The organism is Pseudomonas fluorescens (assembly GCF_004683905.1).
GTDB classification, from domain to species: domain Bacteria; phylum Pseudomonadota; class Gammaproteobacteria; order Pseudomonadales; family Pseudomonadaceae; genus Aquipseudomonas; species Aquipseudomonas putida_A.
This window is the reverse complement of the sequence record NZ_CP038438.1, coordinates 937,197-959,143: the sequence shown is the minus strand read 5'-3', so window position 1 is coordinate 959,143 and position 21,947 is coordinate 937,197. Positions and strand designations below refer to the sequence as shown.

The following is a 21,947-nucleotide window of genomic DNA, read 5'->3' as shown; positions in this document are numbered from 1 at the left end:
CTGGCCTCCTGCAAGGAGTTCGCTGTGAATCAGGAGAGCAGATTACCCCTCTGACAACGAAAGGAATTGGTCATGAACAAAGAAGAAAACCCGCTTAATGCTCCAACCAGCGATTCGATCAGGAATGGCAAACTGTCTATCAGCAAGCTCGGGGATTCGGGAACTACATTCACATTCGGGTCCAAAAACTCCGAGGTTCATATCGATGCTGCCTGGATCGGTTATGCCTCCGGAAAGAAATCCGAACAGAAAGGCGGTAAAAACAACGAGCTTATTCTCCCGGTATCAAAAGCTACCTTGGAAAGCTGGTTGGGGCTGGATCTCTACGCGCAATGCAAAGCGACACTGGGTGAAAAACAATACTCATCGCCAAAAACATTCTTCACGGTTGTAGATTGAACCCAAGGCGCTACCCGAATGCAGGGTAGCGCCTGCTTCATTCAATCCAGCTCATTCGGCCAGAAAACCTCTCAACGACGAACCGGGCGCTTCTGCAGTTTGCGCTGCAGGGTGCGGCGGTGCATGCCCAAGGCGCGGGCAGTGGCGGAAATGTTGCCTTCATGCTCGGTCAGCACGCGCTGGATGTGCTCCCATTGCAGACGGTCAACCGACATCGGGTTTTCCGGCACCAGGCTGTCGAGGTCGGCGTGCTCGGAGAGCAGCGCGGCCAGTACGTCGTCGGCGTCGGCCGGTTTGCACAGGTAGTTGCAGGCGCCGCGCTTGATCGCTTCGACCGCGGTGGCAATGCTCGAATAACCGGTGAGGATCACCACGCGCATTTCCGGGTCCAGCTCCAGCAGCTTGGGCAGCAGCACCAGGCCGGAGTCGCCATCCATTTTCAGGTCCAGCGCGGCATAGTCCGGCAGGTCGGCCTGGGCGATGGTCAGGCCTTCTTCGGCGGAACCGGCGGTGCTGACGCGAAAGCCACGACGAGCCATGGCACGGGCCATCACTCGGGTGAAGGTCGCGTCGTCGTCGACCAGCAGCAAATGCGGCAGTTCTTCGCCTTCGACTTGGATTTCGTCACTCATGTTGGTCTCCTCGGGCGCCGTGGGGCAGGCGCAGCTCGGTGAGCGTGCCGCCTTCCTCATGACTATAGAGTTTCACTGAGCCGCCGGCGCGTGTCACGCTGGCCTTGCTCAAAAACAGGCCCAGGCCGAAACCTTTGCCCTTGGTGGTAAAAAACGGTTTGCCGATCTGCTCGGCGATGGCCAGCGGCACACCGGCGCCGTGGTCACGAATGCTGATGGTCACGGTTTCCGCGTCCCAGTCCAGCGTCACCTGAAGATTTTCCGGGCAGGCGTCGGCGGCATTGTTCAGCAGGTTGAGCAGCGCCTGGGTCAGGTCCGGCGGCGGCGCCATGCGCGGCACCGTGCCCTGGCCGAGACGCTGGAAACGGTAACTGGCTTCCGGACGCATCAGGTGCCAGCGGTTCAGCGCTTCGTCGAGCCATTGGGTGACGTCCTGCATCTCCACGGCCATACGACGGTTGGCTTCGGCGGCGCGCACCAGTTGCTGCAGGGTTTCTTTGCAGAGTTTGACCTGGTCCTGCAGCACCTTGAGGTCGTCCTGCAGCATCGCGTCGGGATGATCCTGCTGCATTTCCTTGAGCAACACACTCATGGTCGCCAGCGGCGTGCCGAGTTCATGCGCGGCGCCGGCCGCCTGAGTGGCGACGGCGAGCAATTGCTGATCGCGCAAGCCTTCTTCGCGGCGAATCGCACGCAATTCTTCCTGACGACGCAGCTCTTCAGCCATGCGCGCAGCGAAAAACGTGATGACCGCAGCCGCCAGCGCGAAGCTCAGCCACATGCCGTAGATCTGCAGGTTCTCGCGGGCCACCGGCAGAGTTTCCAACGGGTAGAAACGCGTGAGCATCACGGTGTACAGCGCCAGCGCGATACCCGACAGAATCACCGAATAACGCCACGGCAGCGTCACCGCCGCGATGGTCAGCGGCACCAGATAGTAGGAAACGAACGGGTTGGTCGAACCGCCGGAGAAATACAGCAACGCACTGTGGATCACCAGATCGCAGGCCAGTTGCAGGGCGTATTCGAGTTCAGTCACCGGCCATGAAGTGCGCAGGCGCACGGCGGTGAACACGCACAGCAGAATCGAGCAGCCGAGGGTCATCGCCAGTTGCACCCACGGCAACGGCAGCAGTTGCAGCCAGTAGGCCAGGCCGACGGAACCGGCCTGCGCGGCGAGCACCAGGGTGCGAATGAAGGTCAGCCGCCAGAGGTTCTGGCGAGTGGCGGAAGTCAGTTGTACGGGGGCGAGCATGAGCTCTCCTGATGAGCGCTCCAGGCGGATCGCACGGAGTATAACCAAGCCGCGCCTTTGAGAGGCGAAAGTGCGGCAAATGACCACATGGCGCTACCAGAAAAATCGGCTACCTCACACGAAATTCCGAGGCATGAAGAGATCAACTGTGGTGAGGGGATTCATCCCCGATCGGCTGCGCAGCAGTCGTAAAACCTGCGCCCCCATTCTCCTGAAATAAATCTAGTTGCAGCATTTGGGCGGCTTCGCCACCCATCGGGGATAAATCCCCTCACCACAGAGTGCTTTCAACTTGCGGACATCTGTATAGAAGTTGTAACTGGGCGAACCGGATCACAGAAGCTAGAGTCTGATGGTTTCACGCAGGGACGAACCAACACCTGCGCATTATTCAAGGAGCCTTCATGCACACCTTTCGCCGCAGCGCCGCCCTTCTCGCCCTGACCGTCGGCAGCATCGCCAGCCTTCCGGCGCTGGCCGCCGATGAGCTGCACTACAACCAGATCTCCCTGCGCGCCGAAGTCAGCCAGGAAGTGGCCCGCGACCTGATGATCGTGACGCTCTACACCGAAGCGCAAAACACCGACCCGGCCAAACTCGCCGCCGACGTCAGCACCACCATGAACAAGGCACTCGCACAGGCCAAGCAAGTCAAAGACATCACCCTGCGCCAGGGCAGCCGCAACAGCTACCCGATCTACGACACCAAGGGCCAGAAAATCACCGGCTGGCGTGAACGCGCCGAACTGCGCCTGGAAAGCGCCGACTTCGCCGCCCTGTCCAAACTCACCGGCGAACTGCTGACCGACCTGAAAATGGGCGGCATGGACTTCGCCATCGCTGAGCCGACCCGCAAGGCCAGCGAGGACAAGTTGCTGAAAGAAGCCGTCAGCGCCTTCAAGGCCCGCGCGCAATTGGCCACTGACGCACTGGGCGGCAAGGGGTACAAAATCGTCAACCTGAACCTCAACAGCAACGGTTATCCACAACCGTACATGCGCGCCCCGATGATGATGAAAGCCGCCGGCATGGCGGATTCGGCACCGGTCACGCCAGAAGTTGAAGCCGGCACCAGCCAGGTCAGCCTGACCGCCGATGGCTCGATCGAAGTGCTGATGCAGTGAATTGATGTGGGCTGAATGAGAAACCGGCGATCAGTGAATGATCGCCGGTTTTTTTGTGCCTGGATTTTGTGGTGAATGTTCCGCCGCCATCGCGAGCAGGCTCACTCCTACAATTTGGAATGCGTTCCCCTGTAGGAGTGAGCCTGCTCGCGATGAACGATAACGCGGTCTCAAGCCTGCGGATCAACCCGATCCAGCGCCCGATTCACCGCCAGCTCAGCGAGCATGATGATCTGCTGAATCGCCAGCGCCGTATTGCGCTGCGGACGACTGAGCTGATCGACGAAATCGCTGGCCATGGTGTTGGCCGAGGCCAGGGATTCACAGGCATGCGCCAGCAGGCTTTCCGTGTCGATGCCCGGATGGACGAGGAACATCGAACTCGGGGGGCGCGGTTTTGTAGCTTCGGGGCTGAGGTAGAAGTCGAGGGCGCGTTTGATCGCTTCGCGGTTTTTTGCGAGGTCTTCGGCGTTGAGGGCTTCGGTGAGTGGGGTTGTTTCTGGGGGTGGATCGGGGACAGGCTTGGACATTGATAGCGTTCCTAATCAAAAGCCATTCACTCGCCGTTTCTCACGCGGCGGAGTGGTGGCAGCAATGTGCGGGGTGAGAAACCGGTAGGAACAAGCCCGGCCGGACCGAAGCCCGCCCGCACACAGCCGCCATAGAACATTGCAGCAGCAGAAATGCCGGCGGCAATTATGGTGGTACTGATTGTGGATTAACAGTTCCTGCGGGTTCTCACACCCGATCGCTGAGTTTTCAGCGACAGCCCAAGGCTAGAGAGCTGGCGTCCGAGGGACAACCTGAAAACTTTGTGGGAAGGTTCTGGTTATTTGACACAGATTTAAACAGCCAAAAGCCAACCCTCACCCTAGCCCTCTCCCGGAGGGAGAGGGGACTGACCGAGGTATTTGGGGGAGCTACGCCGACATGAAATACCGAGTCGAACTCCAATTTTGAAAAGCTCAAAAATCGGCCCCCTCTCCCTCGGGAGAGGGCTGGGCGGGCGGCGTTCCGATGAGGGGCAAATCCACCAAAAAACCAAAGCCGCCCCCCCGCTTTCACCACTCAACAGGATGAGCGTTAGCTCGGCTGCGGCTTTTGATCTGTAAGGCGACGTCGGAAGGCTGAGTGGAGGGATTGATCCGGGGGCGGGAGCGCAGCGACCGTTTGGCGCAGCCAAACACAGCGAGAGGAGGTGCAGCGAAGCAAACCGTAGGCGCTGCCCCCGGATCGATCCCGGAGCGAAGGGACCCCGAGCCCCAGCGAGCGGGCCGAACGCAGGAGCAAGCCTTTTTGGTTACTTTTTCGGCGTCTGGAAAAAGTGACCCGCCGTAAGGGCGGAACCCCAGCCGCCGTTACCGCAGCAACGGATATGCACCCAAAAGCCCCAGATATACCGAGATAGACATCTCAACAGGAAAAACGATATTTCCGAAGTCCCCCAAATCCCCGCTACCCTGAAAACACAACCACCTCCAATCGACCCGGGGACTCCATGCCAAGATCCACCCTCAAACCGCTCCTGATCTCCCTGGCCCTGGCCGCAACCACCCCAATCGCCAATGCCGCCACCACCCTGGTCTACTGCTCCGAAGCCAGCCCGGCAGGCTTCGACCCCAGCCAATACACCAGCGGCACCGACTTCGACGCCTCCGCCGAAACCGTCTTCAACCGCCTCACCCAATTCCAGCGCGGCGGCACCGACATCGAACCCGGCCTGGCGACAAAATGGGACGTCTCCAGCGACGGCCTGCAATACACCTTCCACCTACGGCAAGGCGTGAAATTCCACACAACGGAATATTTCACCCCGACCCGCGACTTCAACGCCGACGACGTACTGTTCACCTTCCAGCGCCTGCTCGACCCCGACAACGCCTTCCGCAAGGCCTACCCCGCCGAGTCCCCGTACTTCACCGACATGGGCCTGAACACCACGATCAAATCGGTAGAAAAAATCGACGATCAGACCGTGCGCTTCAACCTGAACAACGTCGACGCCGCGTTCGTGCAAAACCTCGCCATGAGCGTCGCCTCGGTGCAATCGGCCGAATACGCCGCGCAACTGCTAAAGGAAGGCAAAGCCGCCGACCTCAACCAGAAACCGGTGGGCACCGGCCCGTTCGTATTCAAGCGCTACCAGAAAGACTCACAAATCCGCTACGCCGACAACCCGGCCTACTGGAAACCCGAAGACGTGAAGATCGACAACCTGATCTTCTCGATCACCCCCGACGCCGCCGTACGCCTGCAGAAACTCAAGGCCGGCGAATGCCAGGTCAGCGGCTACCCGCGCCCGGCCGACATCGAAGTGATGCAACAAGACCCGAACCTGCGCGTGCTCAAGCAGCCCGGATTCAACCTCGGCTTCCTCGCCTACAACACCACTCACCCGCCATTGGACCAGCTCAAGGTCCGTCAGGCACTGGACATGGCCATCGACAAACCGGCAATCATCAAAGCCGTTTACCAGAGTGCCGGCCAACTGGCGCAGAACGCCTTGCCGCCGGCGCAATGGTCGTATGACCCGAACATCAAGGACGCGCCATACGACCCGGCGAAAGCCAAGGCGCTACTCAAGGAAGCCGGGGTTGCGCCGGGTACCACCATCAACCTGTGGGCGATGACGGTGCAGCGCGCCTCAAACCCGAATGCACGCATGTCGGCGCAGATGATCCAGCAGGATTGGGAGAAAATCGGCATCAAGGCCAACATCGTCAGCTACGAATGGGGCGAGTACATCAAGCGTGCGAAAAATGGCGAACACGACGCGATGATCTATGGTTGGACAGGTGACAACGGCGACCCGGACAACTGGCTCGGCGTGCTCTACAGCTGCGCGGCAGTCAAGGGCAGCAACTACGCCAAGTGGTGCGACCCGGCCTACGACAAACTGGTGCAGCAGGCCAAGGTGACCACCGACAAGGCGCAACGGGTAAAACTGTATCAACAGGCGCAACTGATCCTTAAACAGCAGGTGCCGATCACCCCGATCGCCAACTCCACGGTGTTCCAGCCGCTGCGCAAGGAAGTGACCGACTTCAAGATCAGTCCGTTTGGCCTTACGCCCTTCTACGGCGTGGGTATAAATAAGTAACACCGAGCCCCAATGCGGCGCGCACAACGTGACCAGCGCACCGTTTTGGGGCTTCGTTTGCACCGTAAAATCCACCCGCAAACGGTCAAATGCGTCAAAAGTTATACAGATGCGACATTAAGGTACGTACGTGCCACCGTTTAACGCTCGCTCACACTCTGGATCTTGCATTGGGTATGGCCCCTGCATAAGTATCCGCAGGCACGACTCACGAGGTCGTACCTCAATATTAAAAAATGACAACAAATCATGAGGCCAACATGCTTAAACACGCGGTCATTCCGTTTTTAGTCGGCGCAGGCTTGTTAGCCTCCGCACCTTTCGCATCCGCTGCGACTAACCTGGTGTTCTGCTCCGAAGGGAGCCCGGCCGGTTTTGATCCAGGCCAGTACACCACCGGAACCGACTTCGACGCCTCAGCCGAAACCATGTTCAACCGCCTGAGCCAGTTCGAGCGTGGCGGCACCGCCGTTATCCCGGGCCTGGCCACCAGCTGGGACATTTCCCCGGACGGCCTGACTTACACCTTCCACTTGCGTGAAGGCGTCAAGTTCCACACCACCCCGTATTTCAAGCCGACTCGTGAGTTCAACGCCGACGACGTGCTGTTCACCTTTAATCGCATGATTAACAAGGATGACCCGTTCCGTAAGGCGTACCCGACCGAATTCCCGTACTTCACCGACATGGGGATGGACACCAACATCACCAAGATCGATAAAGTCGACGACCACACCGTTAAATTCACGCTGAAAGAAGTCGACGCCGCGTTCATCCAGAACATGGCCATGAGCTTCGCCTCGATCCAGTCCGCCGAGTACGCTGCCCAGCTGCTCAAGGAAGGCAAGGCTGCCGACATCAACCAGAAGCCGATCGGCACTGGCCCGTTCGTGTTCAAGAGCTACCAGAAAGACTCGAACATCCGCTACACCGGCAACAAGGATTACTGGAAGCCTGAGGACGTGAAGATCGACAACCTGATCTTCGCCATCACCACCGACCCGTCGGTACGTATCCAGAAACTGAAAAAGAACGAGTGCCAGGTCACCCTGTTCCCGCGTCCGGCGGATCTCGCGGCGCTGAAGGCCGACAAAACCCTGAAGATGCCTGACCAGGCCGGTTTCAACCTGGGCTACATCGCCTACAACGTGATGGACAAGGTCAAGGGCAGCAACGAGGCTAACCCGCTGGCTGACCTGCGCGTACGTCAGGCGCTGGACATGGCGGTGAACAAGCCGCAGATCATCGATTCGGTTTACCAGGGCGCCGGCCAGCTGGCCGTCAACGCCATGCCACCGACCCAGTGGTCCTACGACACCACCATCAAGGACGCCAAGTACGATCCTGAAAAAGCCAAGCAACTGCTCAAGGAAGCTGGCGTCAAGGAAGGTACCGAGATCGTTCTGTGGGCGATGCCGGTGCAGCGTCCGTACAACCCGAACGCCAAGCTGATGGCTGAAATGCTTCAGTCCGACTGGAAGAAGATCGGCCTGAACGTGAAGATCACCAGCTACGAGTGGGGCGAGTACATCAAGCGTTCCAAAGGTGGCGAGAACCAGGCCATGATCATTGGCTGGAGCGGTGACAATGGTGACCCGGACAACTGGCTGAACGTGCTGTTCGGCTGCGACTCGCTCAGCGGCAACAACTTCTCCAAGTGGTGCGACAAGAAGTTCGACGGTCTCGTCAAGGAAGCCAAGCGCACGACCGACCAGGCCAAGCGCACCGAACTGTACAAACAGGCGCAACACGTCCTCAAAGATGCAGTCCCAATGACACCTATCGCTCACTCGACGGTGTATCAACCCATGCGCGCCAACGTGCAGGACTTCAAGATCAGCCCATTCGGCTTGAACTCCTTCTACGGCGTCAGCGTCAGCAATTAAAAACAGACAGCGGCGACGTTTCAGGCGGCGCCGCTGTTTTTTTCTGCCGACTAGCCAGGAATTTGCCTACAGCCATTTCCACCTTGCTCTAACAGGGTGGTACATGACGTGTTGCCTTTTCCTACGAGTCTTTAGGACTCAGCGCATTTACTGCCAGACCCACGGCCCCTACCGTCGGGTTCTGACCAGTTTCTGCGTGGGCCACCGGCTTGCTGTACGTACTGGATTGAGCTCAATGCCACCTCAGCGTCCCTGGACGGGACCGCGGTGCATTGAACAACACTACAAAAAAGAGGGAGCGTCATGCGCCATACCTTGGTTTTTTCCGCACTGCTGGGCGCCGGCCTGTTGGCCGCCACGTCCGCCAGTTACGCCGCCAGCAACAGCCTGGTGTTCTGCTCCGAAGGCAGCCCGGCGGGTTTTGATACCGCGCAATACACGACGGCCACCGATAACGATGCCGCCGAGCCGCTGTACAACCGCCTGGTCGAGTTTGAAAAAGGCGCGACCAACGTCGTACCGGGACTGGCAACCAAGTGGGATATTTCCGAGGATGGTCTCAAGTACACCTTTCACCTGCGTGAAGGTGTGAAATTTCATACAACGCCGTACTTCAAACCGACGCGCGATTTCAACGCCGACGACGTGCTGTTCACGTTTAACCGCATGCTCGATCCGCAACAGCCATTCCGTAAGGCTTATCCGACCGAATTCCCGTATTTCAACGGGATGAGCCTGAACAAGAACATTGCCAAGGTCGAAAAGACCGGGCCGCTGACCGTGGAATTCACGCTCAACAGCGTCGACGCCGCGTTCATCCAGAACATCGCCATGAGCTTCGCTGCCATCCTGTCCGCCGAATACGCCGACAAGCTGCTGGCCGAAGGCAAGCCGAGCGACATCAACCAGAAGCCGGTCGGCACCGGGCCGTTCGTGTTCAAGAGCTATCAGAAAGACTCGAATATCCGTTACACCGGTAACGAGCACTACTGGGACCCGAGCCGGGTCAAGCTGAAGAACCTGATCTTCGCGATCAACACCGACGCTTCGGTGCGCGTGCAGAAACTCAAGGCCGGCGAATGCCAGATCACTCTGCACCCGCGCCCTGCCGATGTTGAAGCGCTGAAGGCCGATCCGAAACTGCAGCTGATCTCCAAGCCGGGCTTCAACCTCGGCTACATCGCCTACAACGTGCGCCACAAGCCCTTCGACCAGCTCGAAGTACGTCAGGCGCTGGACATGGCGGTGAATAAACAGGGGATTCTCAACGCTGTTTATCAAGGCGCCGGGCAACTGGCGGTCAACGCCATGCCACCGACCCAATGGTCCTACGATGACAGCATCAAAGACGCCGCCTACAACCCGGAAAAAGCCCGCGAGCTGCTCAAGGCTGCCGGCGTGAAAGAAGGCACCGAGATCACCCTGTGGGCGATGCCGGTACAGCGTCCATACAACCCGAACGCCAAACTGATGGCCGAAATGCTCCAGGCAGACTGGGCGAAAATCGGTCTGAAAGTGAAGATCGTCAGCTACGAATGGGGCGAGTACATCAAGCGCACCAAGAATGGCGAGCACGATATCAGCCTGATCGGCTGGACCGGCGACAACGGGGACCCGGACAACTGGCTGGGCACCCTGTACAGCTGCGACGCGATTGGCGGCAACAACTACTCCATGTGGTGCGACCCGGCTTACGACAAGCTGATCAAAGAGGCCAAGGTCGTCACCGACCGCGACCAGCGCACCGTGCTCTACAAACAGGCGCAGCAGTTGCTCAAGCAGCAAGTGCCGATCACGCCTGTCGCCCACTCGACGGTCAACCAGCCGTTAAGCGCCCGGGTTGAAGGCTTCAAGGTCAGCCCCTTCGGTCGCAATGTGTTCTCGGGCGTCAGTATCGATTAACCCAACCGATTAGCCGCAACGCTGAGGGGGCTGTCTATCCCCCTCACGCAAGCGCTTTGCCGAAATTCGCCAATCAGGCCTTTTGCAAACGTTTGCGATGTGTGAAATGAGTTCTAAACCAATAACCGGCCCACCCAAAAAAGCCGGCATAAAAAGAAAGTAAAGGAGCTTCACCCATGAAACTGAGCAGCACCGCGATACTGGCCCTGGCCATCAGCAGCATCACCGCTACGGCGTACGCAGAACCTGCAAGTCAGGAATTCGTACCGACCACCCTGGCCGGCAGCAGCGCCCAAAGCGAGGCCAAAGGCTTTATCGATGGACAAAGCCTGGGCGGCACCACCCGTAACTGGTACGCCAATGAACTGCGTCGTCGCGACGACACTTTCAGCTACGTGAAAAACAGCGACAAGAATACTTCGCCAGTGGTCCGGACCAAGACCCCGCGCCGTATCAACTGGGTTCAAGGCACCATCGTCAACTACACCTCGGGCTTCACCCAAGGCACCGTTGGCGTGAGCACTGAAGTCGCCGCCTACAACGCCATCGTTCTGGACCGTGACCGCAAGGACATCGCCGGCGGCTCCAACCGCACCCTGGCGCACTCCGACGGCGATGCTGTTGACCAGTGGAGCAAACTGGGTCTGGCCAACGTCAAGTTCCGTGTTTCCAACACCACGCTGACCGCGGGTCGTCAGAACTTCAGCACCCCGATCGTCGACGTCATCGGCAACCGTCCGCTGCCTTCGAGCTTCGAAGGTATCAGCCTGCACAGCGAAGAATTCAACAACCTGTCGTTCGATCTGGCCGGTTTTGACCGTGTTTCGCCGCGTACCGAGCAGAGCCTGTCGAAGTTCCGCACCGAGTACTCGGCCACTGGCGTTGAAACCGACAAGGTTTACACCGCTGGCGTGAACTACCAGCCTCTGAAGAGCCTGAAAACCAGCCTCTACGTAGCCAACGTCGAAGACTTCTGGAACCAGTACTACTTCGGCGGCACCCACGAATTGGGTGATAGCCAGGTACTAAGCCTGACCACCGGTCTGAACTACTACAAGACCGTCGACGAAGGCAAAAAGTTGATGGGCAACATCGACAACGACACCTACTCGCTGTCGTTCGGCCTGACTCACCAGGCCCACAGCCTGACCTTCTCGTACCAGCAAGTGAACGGTGACGAGTACTTCGACTACCTGCACGAAACCAACGGCATCTACCTGGCCAACTCCCTGCTGTCGGACTTCAACGGCCCGAACGAGAAATCCTTCCAGATCGCCTATGGCATCAACATGGCCGAATACGGCGTGCCAGGCCTGAAGTTCAACATCTATCAGGCTCGCGGCTGGGGCATCGACGGGACTCACTACACCGGTACTGCCTACACCGTCCCAGGTGACAAGCGCGGCGACCTGAGCCTGATGGACGGCGAAAGCCACTACGAATACGGCATCGGCGCCTCTTACGCTGTGCAGAGCGGCCCTCTGAAGGCCACCGCGATTCGCGCGACTTACACCACTCACCGCGCGAGCGAGCACCAGGCTGACGGCAACATCAACGAGTTCCGTCTCGTGACCACCATCCCGTTCAACATCCTGTAAAAACCGCCAACCGACGGCTGACTCATGACGAGTCGGCCGTTCGGTTTTTTGTCTTCAACCGATTGCAGAGGGTTATCGATGAAAATGCTTCCCCTACGTGCGGCCGTCGCTGCCGCGTTGTTGAGCGCCGCCATCGGCGTCTCGGCCAAACCCTTGGTGGTCTGCACCGAAGCCAGTCCGGAAGGCTTCGACATGGTCCAGTACACAACTGCAGTCACTGCCGATGCGGTGGCCGAAACGATCTTCAACCGCCTGGCCGACTTCAAGCCCGGCACCACCGAAGTGATTCCGGCACTGGCCGAATCCTGGGACATCAGTGAAGACGGCCTGACCTACACGTTCCACCTGCGCAAAGGCGTCAAGTTTCACACCACCGAATACTTCAAGCCGACCCGCGACATGAACGCCGACGACGTGGTCTGGAGCTTCCAGCGTCAGCTGGACCCGAATCACCCGTGGCACAAACTGTCGAGCGTGGGCTTCCCGTACTTTGAAAGCATGGGCTTCAAGGAACTGCTCAAAAGCGTAGAGAAAGTCGACGACAACACGGTCAAGTTCACCCTGACCCGCCGCGAAGCGCCGTTCCTGGCCGACATCGCCATGGCGTTCTCCTCGATCTACCCGGCCGAATACGCCGACCAGTTGCTCAAGTCTGGCAAAACTGCCGACCTGAACAGCAAGCCGATCGGCACCGGTCCGTTTATCTTCCAGCGCTACGCCAAGGATGCGCAGGTGCGCTTCAAGGCCAACCCGGACTACTTCCGTGGCAAGGCCCCGGCTGACGCGCTGATCCTGGCGATTGCCACCGACAACAACGTGCGCCTGCAGAAGCTCAAGGCCAACGAGTGCCAGATCGCGCTGTATCCGAAACCGGATGACATCCCGAGCATCAAGAAAGACAGCAACCTGAAAGTCGACGAGATGGACGCGATGACCGTCTCGTACATCGCCATGAACACCCAGCACAAATACATGAGCGACGTGCGCGTGCGTAAGGCCATCGACATCGCGTTCGACAAGGAAGCCTACGTCAACGCGCTGTTCGGCAAAGGCAACGCCAGCGTGGCGGTCAACCCGTACCCGCCGACGCTGCTGGGCTACAACCACGACCTGAAGAACCCGCCACGCGATCTGGACAAGGCACGCGCCCTGCTCAAGGAAGCCGGGGTTCCGGAAGGCACCGTGTTTACCCTGTTTACCCGTAACGGTGGCGGCCCGACCAACCCGAACCCGATGCTGGGCGCGCAGATGATGCAGGCTGACCTGGCCAAGGTCGGAATCAAGATCGACATCCGCGTCATGGAATGGGGCGAAATGCTCAAACGCGCCAAGGCCGGCGAGCACGACATGGTGTCGGCCGGATGGGCGGGCGACAACGGCGACCCGGATAACTTCCTGACGCCTATGCTCAGTTGCGAAGCAGCCAAGAACGGCGAAAACTACGCGCGCTGGTGCAACGAGAAATTCCAGACCCTGCTCGACGAAGCACGGGCTAAAGTAGATCCGGCCGAACGCGCCAAACTCTACGAACAGGCCCAGGTGCTGTTTAATCAGGACCAACCGTGGATCAGCATGGCCCACACCCGGATGTTTACCGCAATGCGCAACAACGTAGAGGGTTATCACATCAGCCCTCTCACAACCAATAACTTCGCCACTACCCAGGTGAAGTAGATAAGAAACTCCCGGCCTCCCTGATCCCAGGGTCGCCGGGCACGCCTAACCGGCTGATGAGGTACCACACAAGATGTTTAGTTTTATTGCCCGCCGACTGGGGTTGTTGATCCCCACGTTTTTCGGCATCACCTTGCTGACTTTCGCGTTGATTCGCATGATTCCGGGCGACCCCGTGGAAGTGATGATGGGCGAACGTCGGGTCGACCCCGAAATGCACGCTCAGGCAATGGAACGCCTAGGTCTGAACAAACCGCTGTATGCCCAGTACCTGGACTACATCGGCAAACTGGCCCACGGCGATCTCGGCGAATCCCTGCGTACGCGTGAGAGCGTATGGACCGAGTTCACCTCCCTCTTCCCGGCGACCCTGGAACTGTCCATGGCCGCCCTGCTGTTTGCCGGCATCCTCGGTCTTCTGGCCGGGGTGATCGCGGCGCTCAAGCGAGGATCCCTGTTCGACCACGGGGTGATGGGCATCTCCCTGGCGGGGTATTCGATGCCGATCTTCTGGTGGGGCCTGATCCTGATCATGTTCTTCTCGGTGAGCCTGGGCTGGACCCCGGTTTCCGGGCGGATTGACCTGCTCTACGACATCGAGCCGCGCACCGGTTTCATGCTGATCGACACGCTGCTGGCCGATGACATGGGCGCATTCCTCGACGCCCTGCATCACCTGATCCTGCCGGCCATCGTGCTCGGCACCATTCCGCTGGCGGTGATCGCGCGGATGACCCGTTCGTCGATGCTCGAAGTGCTGCGTGAAGACTACATCCGCACCGCCAAGGCCAAAGGCCTGTCGCCCTCGCGCGTGGTGTTCGTGCACGGCCTGCGCAACGCGCTGATTCCGGTGCTGACCGTGGTCGGCCTGCAAGTCGGCACCCTGCTGGCCGGTGCAGTCCTGACCGAAACCATTTTCTCCTGGCCCGGCATCGGTAAATGGCTGATCGAAGCCATCGGCGCCCGGGACTACCCGGTTGTGCAAAACGGCATCCTGTTAATCGCCTGCCTGGTGATTCTGGTCAACTTCGTAGTGGACATCCTCTACGGCTTTGCCAACCCACGCATCCGTCATCAGCGCTGAGGTCCATACCATGAGCACTCCAACATCCTCAGTAGCCACTTCCGCTCCAAACGCGGATCAAAGCCTGCTGTACCCGTCACCGTACAAAGAATTCTGGCAAGCCTTTTCCAAGAACAAGGGCGCGGTTGCCGGCCTGCTGTTCATGCTGCTGGTGATTTTCTGCGCGATCTTCGCGCCGTGGGTCGCCCCGCATAACCCGAGCGAGCAATACCGGGACTTCCTGCTGACGCCACCGGCGTGGCTCGAAGGCGGGCAGATGCAATTCCTGCTCGGCACCGATGAACTGGGTCGCGACCTGCTGTCAAGGCTGATCCAGGGTTCGCGCCTGTCGCTGCTGATCGGTCTGTCGTCGGTGGTGATGTCGCTGATCCCGGGGATCCTGCTGGGTCTGTTCGCCGGTTTCTTCCCGAAAATGATCGGCCCGACCATCATGCGTCTGATGGACATCATGCTGGCCCTGCCGTCCCTGCTGCTGGCTGTGGCGATCGTCGCCATCCTCGGCCCTGGCCTGATCAACACCGTGATCGCCATTGCTGTGGTATCGCTGCCGTCCTACGTGCGTCTGACCCGTGCTGCGGTAATGGGCGAACTGAACCGCGACTACGTGACCGCCGCGCGTCTGGCCGGTGCCGGTCTGCCACGTCTGATGTTCATCACCGTGCTGCCCAACTGCATGGCGCCGCTGATCGTGCAGGCCACCCTGAGCTTCTCCTCGGCGATTCTCGATGCCGCCGCCCTGGGCTTCCTCGGCCTTGGCGTACAACCGCCAACCCCTGAATGGGGCACCATGCTGGCCTCGGCCCGCGATTACATCGAACGCGCCTGGTGGGTCGTGAGTCTGCCTGGTTTGACCATTTTGCTCAGCGTGCTGGCAATCAACTTGATGGGCGACGGTCTGCGCGATGCGCTGGACCCGAAACTCAAGAACGCCGCCTGAGGAGATTCCCATGTCACTGCTAGAAATCAAGAATCTCAACGTTCGCTTCGGCGACAAAACCGCGACACCCGTTGTCGATGGCCTCGACCTGAAAGTCGACAAAGGCGAAGTCCTGGCGATCGTAGGCGAATCGGGTTCGGGTAAATCCGTGACCATGATGGCGCTGATGGGCCTGATCGAGCATCCCGGCATCGTCACCGCCGACTCGCTCAGCTTTGACGGCAAAGACATGCTCAAGCTGAGCAATCGTCAGCGTCGGCAAATCGTTGGCAAAGACCTGTCGATGGTGTTCCAGGACCCGATGACCGCGCTCAACCCGAGCTACACCGTTGGCTTCCAGATCGAAGAAGTGCTGCGGCTGCACCTGAAAATGTCCGGCAAGCAGGCGCGCAAACGCGCCATCGAACTGCTGGAAAAAGTGGAGATCCCGGGCGCCGCCAGCCGTATGGACGCCTACCCGCACCAACTGTCCGGCGGTATGAGCCAGCGTGTCGCAATCGCCATGGCGATTGCCGGCGAGCCGAAACTGCTGATCGCCGACGAACCGACCACGGCACTCGACGTAACCATTCAGGCACAGATCATGGATCTGCTGCTGGCGTTGCAGAAAGAACAGAACATGGGCCTGGTGCTGATCACTCACGACCTCGCGGTCGTGGCCGAAACCGCTCAGCGCGTCTGTGTGATGTACGCAGGCCAGGCTGTTGAAGTCGGTCAGGTGCCGCAACTGTTCGACATCCCGGCGCACCCGTACAGCGAAGCGCTGCTCAAGGCGATTCCGGAACACAGCCAGGGCGCCGAGCGTCTGGCGACACTGCCGGGCATCGTCCCGGGCCGTTATGACCGCCCGCAGGGTTGCCTGCTGTCGCCGCGCTGCCCGTACGTGCAGGACACCTGCCGCGCGCAGCGTCCGGCCCTTGATCCGAAAAGCAACAGCCTCGCGCGCTGCTTCTTCCCGCTGAACCAGGAGGTGGCGTAATGGCCGTCGTACTTACCGCCCGCGACCTGACCCGTCACTACGAAGTATCCCGTGGCCTGTTCAAGGGGCACGCCACCGTACGCGCGCTCAACGGCGTGTCGTTCGAACTGGAAGCCGGCAAGACCCTCGCCGTAGTCGGCGAATCGGGCTGCGGCAAATCCACCCTCGCCCGCGCCCTGACCCTGATTGAAGAGCCGTCGTCCGGTTCGTTGAAAATCGCCGGCCAGGAAGTGGCTGGCGCCGACAAGGCCCAGCGCAAACAACTGCGCAAAGACGTGCAGATGGTATTCCAGAGCCCGTACGCGTCGTTGAACCCACGGCAGAAAGTCGGAGACCAACTCGGCGAGCCGCTGCTGATCAACACCAACCTGTCCGCCGCTGAACGCCGCGAAAAAGTCCAGGCGATGATGAAGCAGGTCGGCTTGCGTCCCGAGCACTACCAGCGCTATCCGCACATGTTCTCCGGCGGTCAGCGCCAGCGGATCGCTCTCGCCCGGGCGATGATGCTGCAACCGAAAGTGCTGGTGGCGGATGAGCCTACCTCGGCACTGGACGTGTCGATTCAGGCCCAGGTGCTGAACCTGTTCATGGATCTGCAGCAAGAGTTCAACACGGCGTACGTGTTCATCTCGCACAACCTGGCGGTGGTGCAACATGTGGCCGATGACGTGATGGTGATGTACCTCGGTCGCCCGGTGGAAATGGGCCCGAAAGACGCTATCTACGAACGTCCGCTGCACCCGTACACCCAGGCGTTGCTGTCGGCGACCCCGACCATTCACCCGGACCCGAACAAGCCGAAAATCAAGATCGTCGGCGAATTGCCCAACCCGCTGAACCCGCCACCGGGCTGCGCGTTCCACAAGCGCTGCCCGTACGCGACCGAGCGTTGCAGCACTGAAGAGCCGTTGTTGCGTGAATTGGATAATCGCCAGGTGGCCTGCCACTACGCCGAGCAATTTCTCGACGGCGCCGCCTGATTAACGGCGGACGAAATTGTGGGAGCGGGCTTGCTCGCGAATGCGGTGTGACAGTCACTGATAATGGTGACTGACTCACTGCTTTCGAGAGCAAGCCTCCTCCCACAGGGAACTTGAGTTGTCGCTAAAGCGTTAACCAAACCCCTTCTCCCCCGATTGCGCATCAGTCGGGGAAGAAGGGGTTTTCTTTTGCCGGCGATTTACGACTGGCTGTCGCCTTCGTCATCGTCAGTGTCCGGCTCGTCAGTGGTCGAGTCGTCATCATCCTTGCTGCCGCCCTGATCCTGATCGCCCGGTTCGGATTCCGACTTGGCCAGCATGACCACACCGGCTTGTCCGTGGGCTGCGTTAAACCCCTGTGATGGTGTGGCAGAACTTGCCCACGCCGCCGTAGTGCCAAGCGTCAACATCACCAAAACCTTAAGCAACAGCACAATGCGTTGAAAAATGCTCATAGCCATTTCCATCCTTTCGTGGTTGAAGCCTGGGGTGCCGATCCGGCGCTGAATGAAATCTAGTTCCGATCAGTCCGGTTCACCAGATAGGACGCTGACCAACCCCGGGAAATGCCCCGGTACGGCAGATCACTTGTGAATAACCGCTATAACCGAATCAGCTAAGCGAGGCCGTGCGTTTGCTGGTGGCCAGCACTTTGGCCTGGGTCGATGAGCGCGTCGCCAGGCAGATCAGCGGCAAGGTCAACAACGCCAGTGTCGCGCTTGCAAGCCATACACTGTGGCCGCCGAAGCGACCATACAACTGACCACTCAACACCGGCGACAGCAATGCACTGGCGCTCCAGCTCATGAAAAACAGGCCGAAATACTGGCCGCTTTTGCCGCCCTGCGCATGCCGCATGACCAGCACATTCATCGGCGGCATGAAAAAAGCTTCACCCAACGTCCAGATCACCGTCGACAAACACACGTAAAACAGCCCCGAACCAAACGGCAGCATTCCCAACCCGACCGCCAGCAACACACAACCCGCCAGCAATTGCCGACGCAAGCCCCAGCGCTCGCCCCAATGCGTCAGTGGTATCTGCAGCGCCACCACCAGCATCGCGTTAAGCCCGAACTGCCAGCCGATGGCCTCGGTGCTCAAGTGGTAGTAGTCGCGCAGATAGTTGCCCAGCGTGCTGTAAACCGTGTCGAAGGCCATCCCCAGCAACACGGCCGCACCGAGCAGCCAGAGGAACGCCGCGTCGCGCAACGGTGTGCCCGTGCCAGCCTCGGTCACCTCATCGGGTTCAAGCACCGCACGGCGCCAGGTAGTGCGCACAAACCACAGCAACGCCAGCAACGTCATCGCCGCACTGACAAAAAACACCCAACGGAAATCCGTCTGCGCCAACACCCCGCCCGCCACACCCGCGGCGGCCATGCCAAGGTTACGCGCCACCCGGCTCAAGGCCTGCGCGCGCGAGCGTTGAGAGACTTCGCAGTACTCCATGATCAGGCGTTGGTGCAGGGTGCGAATGGCCCCATCGATCGTCCCGCTGAGCAACAGCAATGCCGCAAGCAACGGCACTTGCGAGACCAGCCCCAGCAGGATCAACACCCACACCGAAACAAAGAACAACCCCGCCGTCAGCCGCGCCGTACGCACATGGTCACTGAGCAAACCACCCAGCATCGAACCGACCAACAACCCGGCACCATAGGCCGACAGCAACCAGCCGACGGTTTCAATCGCCAGCCCCAGCTCCTGACGCAGATACAGCGCCATGAACAACTTGACCATGCTGCTCAGACGATTGATGAACAGCAACGCCGCAAGCACCCAGGCCATCAGACTGAAATAGCCATTGGGGCGCAGCAGATGGATGAGGTTGCGCGTCATTCCATTGACCTCTCAAAGCGACTGGCGTGACCTGGAACACTAACGTCCAGCGCGCCGGTTGTCGCGTTCAAGAACCTTGAGATCTCAAAATACGGATTCGTCCTACAGTCCCTGCAAGGAGCTTCCTTCAGTCGCTCAATTGGATTAGAGAAACTGGTCGGCTGTCAGGCCGCCATCGCCAGCAGGCTGGCTCCTACAGTGGGAATGGGTGCGGTCAGCTGGAGACTGGTCGGCTGTCAGGCAGCCTTCGCGAGCAAGCCCGCTCCCACAGGTTGAAACCGGTGTATTCAGGTAGAGATTGGTCGGCTGTCAGGCCGCCTTCGCGAGCAAGCCCGCTCCCACAGGTTGAACCCGGTGTATTCAGGTAGAAATTGGTCGGCTATCAGGCCGCCATCGCTGGCAAGCCAGCTCCCACAGAAAAAGCTAAAGCCAGGCGCATGCTTTTCACCACTCAAATGGCCGAGTGTCAGCTCGCCGAAAGCTTTTGATCTTGATCCACGGGCGACGTCGGAAGGCTGAGTGGAGGGATTGATCCGGGGGTGGGAGCGCAGCGACCGTTTGGCGAAGCCAAACACAGCGAGAGGAGGTGCAGCGAAGCAAACCGGAGGCGCTGCGCCCGGATCAATCCCGGAGCGAAGGGACCCCGAGCCCCAGCGAGTGGGCCGAACGTAGGAGCAAGCCTTTTGGGTTACCTTTTCGGCGTTTGGAAAAGGTGACTCGCCGTAAGGGCGAAACCCTAAGTAGCCATTACCGAGAAAACGGATATGTACACAAAAAAACCAAGAACCTGGTCGGCCCAAAGGCCGCCAAGACCAAAGCCCCCAAAAAAAAGCCCCCAAGGCCTACACCTCAGGGGCTTTCGAACAAACCAGCTCAGCGCTTAGTGATGCTCACGCGTCGCACGGAATTTCACATCCGGCCACCGCTCTTCCATCAACGCCAGGTTAACCCGCGTCGGCGCCAGGTAGGTCAGGTGCCCACCGCCATCCAGTGCGAGGTTCTCCACCGCCTTGTTGGAAAACTCCTCAAGCTTCTTCTTGTCACTGCATTCAATCCAGCGCGCGGAGTAAACGGTGATCGGCTCATAAGAGCACTCAACCTTGTATTCCTCCTTCAAGCGGCTCGCTACCACATCAAACTGCAGCACACCGACGGCGCCAAGAATGATGTCGTTGCTGCGCTCCGGGAAGAACACCTGGGTCGCGCCTTCTTCGGCCAACTGCTGCAGACCCTGACGCAACTGCTTGGACTTCAGCGGATCACGCAGACGCACACGACGGAACAGCTCCGGGGCGAAGTGCGGGATACCGGTGAAACCGAGGACTTCACCTTCGCTGAAGGTGTCGCCGATCTGGATCGTGCCGTGGTTATGCAGACCGATGATGTCGCCGGCGTACGCCTCTTCCAGCTGTTCACGCTCGGAGGAGAAGAACGTCAGGGCGTCGCCGATGCGCACGTCCTTGCCGGTACGCACGTGGCGCATCTTCATGCCTTTCTCGTACTTGCCGGAGCAGATACGCATGAAGGCGATGCGGTCGCGGTGCTTCGGGTCCATGTTCGCCTGGATCTTGAAGATGAAGCCCGAGAACTTCTCTTCCACCGGCTCCACGGTACGTTCGTTGGCGACACGGGCCAGCGGACGCGGGGCCCAGTCAACTACAGCGTCGAGCACGTGATCAACACCGAAGTTGCCCAATGCCGTACCGAAGAACACCGGAGTCAGTTGACCGTCGAGGAACTCCTGCTGGTTGAACTCATGGCAGGCGCCCTGCACCAGTTCCAGCTGTTCGAGGAAGCGATCGTACTCGTCGCCCAAGTGCGCGCGCGCCTCGTCGGAGTCGAGCTTCTCGATGATCTTGGTTTCGGTGCGTTCGTGACCGTGACCGGCGGTGTAGACAATGATGTAGTCGTCGGCCAGGTGGTACACGCCCTTGAAGTCGCGGTAGCAACCGATCGGCCAGGTGATCGGCGCTGCCTTGATCTTCAGAACAGCTTCGATTTCGTCGAGCAGTTCGATCGGGTCGCGGATGTCACGGTCGAGTTTGTTGATGAAGCTGACGATCGGCGTGTCACGCAGACGGCAGACGTCCATCAGGGCGATGGTCCGTGGCTCAACGCCTTTACCGCCGTCGAGGACCATCAATGCCGAGTCGACCGCCGTCAGGGTGCGGTAGGTGTCTTCGGAGAAGTCTTCGTGGCCCGGGGTGTCGAGCAGGTTGATCATGTGTTCGCGATACGGGAACTGCATGACCGACGTGGTAATGGAAATACCCCGCTGCTTCTCCATCTCCATCCAGTCGGATGTCGCATGGCGGTCGGATTTACGGGATTTCACCGTACCGGCCACTGCAATCGCCTTGCCCATCAACAGGAGCTTTTCGGTGATCGTGGTTTTACCGGCATCGGGGTGGGAAATAATGGCGAAAGTGCGGCGTTTCGCGACTTCGGCGGCCTGGTTGGTCATGGGAAATCGCCTGGCGGTGATTCAAAAAAGGGCCGCGATTATAGCCCAACTCGATGCAATAACCGAACCGTTGAGCACATTAAGGGTGGCC

Annotated in this window: 17 protein-coding genes; 11 read left to right on the top strand and 6 right to left on the bottom strand. The window is 59.5% G+C overall.

Going from position 1 to position 21,947, the window contains the following annotated elements:
* Positions 1–72: 72 nt before the first annotated feature.
* Positions 73–399 carry a hypothetical protein gene (locus E4T63_RS04230; RefSeq protein WP_134785433.1) on the top strand — a complete coding sequence of 109 codons (327 nt, stop codon included), beginning with the start codon at positions 73–75 and terminating at the stop codon, positions 397–399.
* 71 nt (positions 400–470) lie between these two features.
* Here E4T63_RS04230 and E4T63_RS04225 read toward each other — a convergent pair whose 3' ends face one another.
* Positions 471–1,031, bottom strand: coding sequence for a response regulator transcription factor (locus E4T63_RS04225; protein WP_003221630.1), 561 nt, complete (start codon positions 1,029–1,031; stop codon positions 471–473).
* Positions 1,024–2,286, bottom strand: coding sequence for an ATP-binding protein (locus tag E4T63_RS04220; RefSeq protein WP_027610820.1), 1,263 nt, complete (start codon positions 2,284–2,286; stop codon positions 1,024–1,026). Before E4T63_RS04220 ends, E4T63_RS04225 begins: the two co-directional genes overlap by 8 nt.
* 404 nt (positions 2,287–2,690) lie before the next feature.
* On the opposite strand from E4T63_RS04220, the gene E4T63_RS04215 reads away from it, so the two are divergent.
* A complete protein-coding gene (locus E4T63_RS04215; RefSeq protein ID WP_027610819.1) occupies positions 2,691–3,410 on the top strand; it encodes an SIMPL domain-containing protein in 720 nt (239 codons plus the stop codon).
* 170 nt (positions 3,411–3,580) lie between these two features.
* Here E4T63_RS04215 and E4T63_RS04210 read toward each other — a convergent pair whose 3' ends face one another.
* The gene (locus tag E4T63_RS04210) at positions 3,581–3,940 is read right to left on the bottom strand and encodes a DUF6124 family protein (RefSeq protein WP_135294953.1); all 360 of its coding nucleotides are present in this window, start codon (positions 3,938–3,940) and stop codon (positions 3,581–3,583) included.
* A gap of 968 nt (positions 3,941–4,908) precedes the next feature.
* Here E4T63_RS04210 and E4T63_RS04205 point away from each other — a divergent pair.
* The 9 genes from E4T63_RS04205 to E4T63_RS04165 all read left to right on the top strand — a co-directional run bounded on the left by E4T63_RS04205 (position 4,909) and on the right by E4T63_RS04165 (position 17,550).
* Positions 4,909–6,510: an ABC transporter substrate-binding protein gene (locus E4T63_RS04205; RefSeq protein WP_135294952.1), complete on the top strand. Its 1,602-nt coding sequence runs from the start codon at positions 4,909–4,911 to the stop codon at positions 6,508–6,510.
* 260 nt (positions 6,511–6,770) lie between these two features.
* Positions 6,771–8,396, top strand: a complete 1,626-nt coding sequence (locus E4T63_RS04200; protein ID WP_027610816.1) for an ABC transporter substrate-binding protein — start codon at positions 6,771–6,773, stop codon at positions 8,394–8,396.
* Positions 8,397–8,699: 303 nt separating this feature from the next.
* Positions 8,700–10,298: an ABC transporter substrate-binding protein gene (locus E4T63_RS04195; protein ID WP_135294951.1), complete on the top strand. Its 1,599-nt coding sequence runs from the start codon at positions 8,700–8,702 to the stop codon at positions 10,296–10,298.
* Between the two features lie 176 nt (positions 10,299–10,474).
* Positions 10,475–11,896: an OprD family porin gene (locus E4T63_RS04190; RefSeq protein ID WP_135294950.1), complete on the top strand. Its 1,422-nt coding sequence runs from the start codon at positions 10,475–10,477 to the stop codon at positions 11,894–11,896.
* A 78-nt stretch (positions 11,897–11,974) separates the two neighbouring features.
* A complete protein-coding gene (locus E4T63_RS04185) occupies positions 11,975–13,570 on the top strand; it encodes an ABC transporter substrate-binding protein (RefSeq protein ID WP_098967183.1) in 1,596 nt (531 codons plus the stop codon).
* 73 nt (positions 13,571–13,643) lie between these two features.
* Positions 13,644–14,654 carry an ABC transporter permease subunit gene (locus tag E4T63_RS04180; protein ID WP_007953665.1) on the top strand — a complete coding sequence of 337 codons (1,011 nt, stop codon included), beginning with the start codon at positions 13,644–13,646 and terminating at the stop codon, positions 14,652–14,654.
* A gap of 10 nt (positions 14,655–14,664) precedes the next feature.
* Positions 14,665–15,591, top strand: a complete 927-nt coding sequence (locus tag E4T63_RS04175; RefSeq protein ID WP_007966702.1) for an ABC transporter permease subunit — start codon at positions 14,665–14,667, stop codon at positions 15,589–15,591.
* Between the two features lie 10 nt (positions 15,592–15,601).
* Complete coding sequence (locus E4T63_RS04170; protein WP_134785427.1) at positions 15,602–16,570, top strand: ABC transporter ATP-binding protein; 969 nt, start codon at positions 15,602–15,604, stop codon at positions 16,568–16,570.
* A complete protein-coding gene (locus E4T63_RS04165) occupies positions 16,570–17,550 on the top strand; it encodes a peptide ABC transporter ATP-binding protein (protein WP_027610810.1) in 981 nt (326 codons plus the stop codon). The genes E4T63_RS04170 and E4T63_RS04165 overlap by 1 nt, the downstream gene beginning before the upstream one ends.
* 200 nt (positions 17,551–17,750) lie before the next feature.
* On the opposite strand, the gene E4T63_RS04160 is transcribed toward E4T63_RS04165, so the two are convergent.
* From E4T63_RS04160 to E4T63_RS04150, 3 genes are all read right to left on the bottom strand, one after another.
* A complete protein-coding gene (locus E4T63_RS04160) occupies positions 17,751–18,005 on the bottom strand; it encodes a hypothetical protein (RefSeq protein WP_047291237.1) in 255 nt (84 codons plus the stop codon).
* Between the two features lie 157 nt (positions 18,006–18,162).
* Positions 18,163–19,392: an MFS transporter gene (locus E4T63_RS04155; RefSeq protein WP_135294949.1), complete on the bottom strand. Its 1,230-nt coding sequence runs from the start codon at positions 19,390–19,392 to the stop codon at positions 18,163–18,165.
* Between the two features lie 880 nt (positions 19,393–20,272).
* On the bottom strand, positions 20,273–21,856 hold the full coding sequence (locus E4T63_RS04150; RefSeq protein WP_027610807.1) for a peptide chain release factor 3: 1,584 nt from the start codon (positions 21,854–21,856) through the stop codon (positions 20,273–20,275).
* Between the last annotated feature and the right edge of the window lie 91 nt (positions 21,857–21,947).